Below are 2,644 nucleotides of genomic sequence, written 5' to 3'. Positions count from 1 at the left end.
ATTTATATAGAATATAAAAGTATATTACTATATATACTTTTATATATGAAAGGAGGCAAAGGATGAGCACAACTGCATATGATGCTCGTGGTGGTATGCGTAATGTATGGATTATTACAGCTGCCATGACGGTACTGGCTATATGTTACACCATGATCATTCCGTTTTTGCCTATCTATCTTTTAGAATTAGGTGTGCCAAAGGCTGATGTAGCTCTTTGGTCAGGCCTCGTTTTCGGCATTACCTTCCTCATCGCCGGCATTATGGCTCCTATATGGGGCAAAATTGCGGATAATAAAGGGAAAAAGCGGATGGCCTTGCGCGCCGGCTTTGCTATTGCCATCTGTTATGTATTAATTGGTTTAGTTACAGACCAATATCAACTACTCATGGGGCGGGCCCTCGTTGGTTTTGCCAATGGGTTTTATCCAGCGGCGATGACCATGGTATCCCTCAGCGTCGATGAGAAACAGGTTGGTCGAGCTTTAGGCATCTTTCAAACGGGGCTTATCTTGGGTAATGTCATCGGTCCATTTTTAGGTGGTGCCGTTGAAAGTGTGGTAGGCATGCGCCCTGTGTTTTATGTATCTGGTATCGCTGTATTTATTGCGACATTGGCCGTATTGTTCTTTGTGAAAGAACCAAAATTACATGCTACAGGTGCTGATGGAAAGGAACAGCCGGCTCAACCTACTAAATCTACATCGCTACGTGAAGACTTTAAAGCTGTCCAACAACAGCCAGTATTAGTACGATTGCTTTGGATTTTCTTCTTTATGCAATGTGCTATCATGATGTTGCAACCTATCTTGGCCCTCTATGTCGGGGATATGCAAGGTACCATGGAAGGGGCGGCTATGATCTCTGGTACAATCCTTAGTATCGGCGGCTTAGCAGGATCCTTGACGACAAATCTATGGGTTCGCCTTGGTGAACGCCGTGGCTACTTTAAGACCATATCCTACTGTATGATGGGGAGTGGTATCGTCCTCTTACTTCAAAGCTTGCCAGTGGGCATTTGGTGGTTTGGTATTTTACAAGTCTTAATAGGTTCTTGTATCGTAGGCATCAACCCATCCTTGAGTGCTGCTGTAACACTCAATACGGATCCAAGCTTTAGAGGTCGCATGTTTGGTATGACAACAACAGCCCAACAATTTGGGTCTATGGTAGGACCAGTATTTGCCAGTATTGTATCCACCTATATAGGTATATCCTATGTATTTAGTATTACAGGCTTGTTATTGTTATATATGGCATTCCAATCTAGAAAACTATCTGCCAAGCACGAATAATATCATAAAAGAAAGCTCCACACGATTATGTGTGGAGTTTTTATTGTTTGGACAGATTATTTAGATAGATTAGATATACTCATCAGGATTGAATAATATGACCAATTTTAATAAGACCGTGAAAATAGGATATAACAAAAAATTATGTTAATCGTTAATCTAAGAATACGGTTTTAGTGCATAATAACTGGCTTTCATACGGTTTTTGTGAATAGCAATCCAATATAGCCGGATTGATTGCTTTTACCAAAATATTGGTATATAGTTAGTTTAAGGTAAGTCATTTGTCTCACCCTGTGGGACGGAAAGGAGTTATTATGGTCCGTATCGGTCATACTGTACTCGGTGAAAAGGGTACAAAGATATGTGTGCCTATTGTGGGTACAACAATGAAAGAAATTTTAGATGCCACTGCGGTTGCATGTAATACACCATGTCATGTAGTGGAGCTACGCATTGACTATTACGAGCGGGCCCACTCCATTGACGCTATTATTGAACTGTTAATGCTCATCAAGCCTCAATTAAAAGGTCGTGCCTTGTTATTTACATGGCGCACAAAGGGTGAAGGTGGGGAGAAATCTATTTCCTCACAAGATTACTTCACAATGTTAGAGCGCATTATTCCTACAGGTTTAGTAGATGCTATCGACATTGAACTCTTCTTTGATCAAGATAGAATGCTCAAAACCATTGAGTTTGCCAAGGTACATGGTATTACGATCATTATGAGTAACCATGATTTTAATGGTACCCCAAGTCATGAGGTTATTGTAAATCGCCTCATCCAAATGAAAGAATTCTTAGCAGACGTGCCAAAGATGGCCGTTATGCCGCATACAACGGGCGATGTTCTTACACTCCTCGAAGCGACGGCTGAAGTGAAAGCCTTATATCCATCAGATCCAATCATTACAATGGCTATGGGGCCACTAGGTGCTGTTACACGCGCTGCAGGCGCTCTATTCGGCAATGCTATGACCTTTGCCTCTGCAGGCAAAGCATCTGCACCAGGCCAAATCGATGTGCATGAACTAAAACGCATTCTTGATACCATCGACGTAGATGGCGTATTCGACGAACAACAACATAAACGCGTAAAAGTACATTAAAAAGTCGGCGAAAGCCGACTTTTTTATTTGTCTTGTAGTTCTTGTAATATATTCATACGAGATGGTCGAATATAGAAAATATAGATGTAATTACCTATAACTTTATATAGAATGAGATACTTTTTGTGTGATAATTTTCTGTATTTTGTCTCACTATTTATAATAGGGTATCGTTCCGGAAAGGTTGTTAGTGAAGATATTTTTTTATAGATGGATTCTAATTCTTTTCTGATGACG

Annotated in this window: 3 protein-coding genes; 2 read left to right on the top strand and 1 reads right to left on the bottom strand. The window is 40.5% G+C overall.

The window, feature by feature from the left end:
• Positions 1-62 precede the first annotated feature (62 nt).
• Together QZ548_RS08960 and aroD are read left to right on the top strand one after the other, a co-directional pair.
• Complete coding sequence (locus QZ548_RS08960; protein ID WP_367113084.1) at positions 63-1,295, top strand: MFS transporter; 1,233 nt, start codon at positions 63-65, stop codon at positions 1,293-1,295.
• A 317-nt stretch (positions 1,296-1,612) separates the two neighbouring features.
• Complete coding sequence (gene aroD, locus QZ548_RS08955; RefSeq protein ID WP_105089809.1) at positions 1,613-2,407, top strand: type I 3-dehydroquinate dehydratase; 795 nt, start codon at positions 1,613-1,615, stop codon at positions 2,405-2,407.
• Positions 2,408-2,430: 23 nt separating this feature from the next.
• Here the strand turns inward: aroD and QZ548_RS08950 are convergent, their stop codons facing one another.
• The gene (locus QZ548_RS08950) at positions 2,431-2,619 is read right to left on the bottom strand and encodes a type II toxin-antitoxin system RelE/ParE family toxin (protein WP_295869816.1); all 189 of its coding nucleotides are present in this window, start codon (positions 2,617-2,619) and stop codon (positions 2,431-2,433) included.
• Between the last annotated feature and the right edge of the window lie 25 nt (positions 2,620-2,644).

This window comes from uncultured Veillonella sp. (assembly GCF_915069625.1).
GTDB lineage: Bacteria > Bacillota > Negativicutes > Veillonellales > Veillonellaceae > Veillonella.
Note: the sequence above shows the minus strand (reverse complement) of the source record. Positions and strands in the feature narration are given on the sequence as shown.

What these genes read in the sequence shown, in the direction of transcription:
- QZ548_RS08960 (WP_367113084.1), top strand. Translation starts at nt 63, where the DNA reads ATGAGCACAACTGCATATGATGCTCGTGGTGGTATGCGTAATGTATGG.
- aroD (WP_105089809.1), top strand. Translation starts at nt 1,613, where the DNA reads ATGGTCCGTATCGGTCATACTGTACTCGGTGAAAAGGGTACAAAGATA.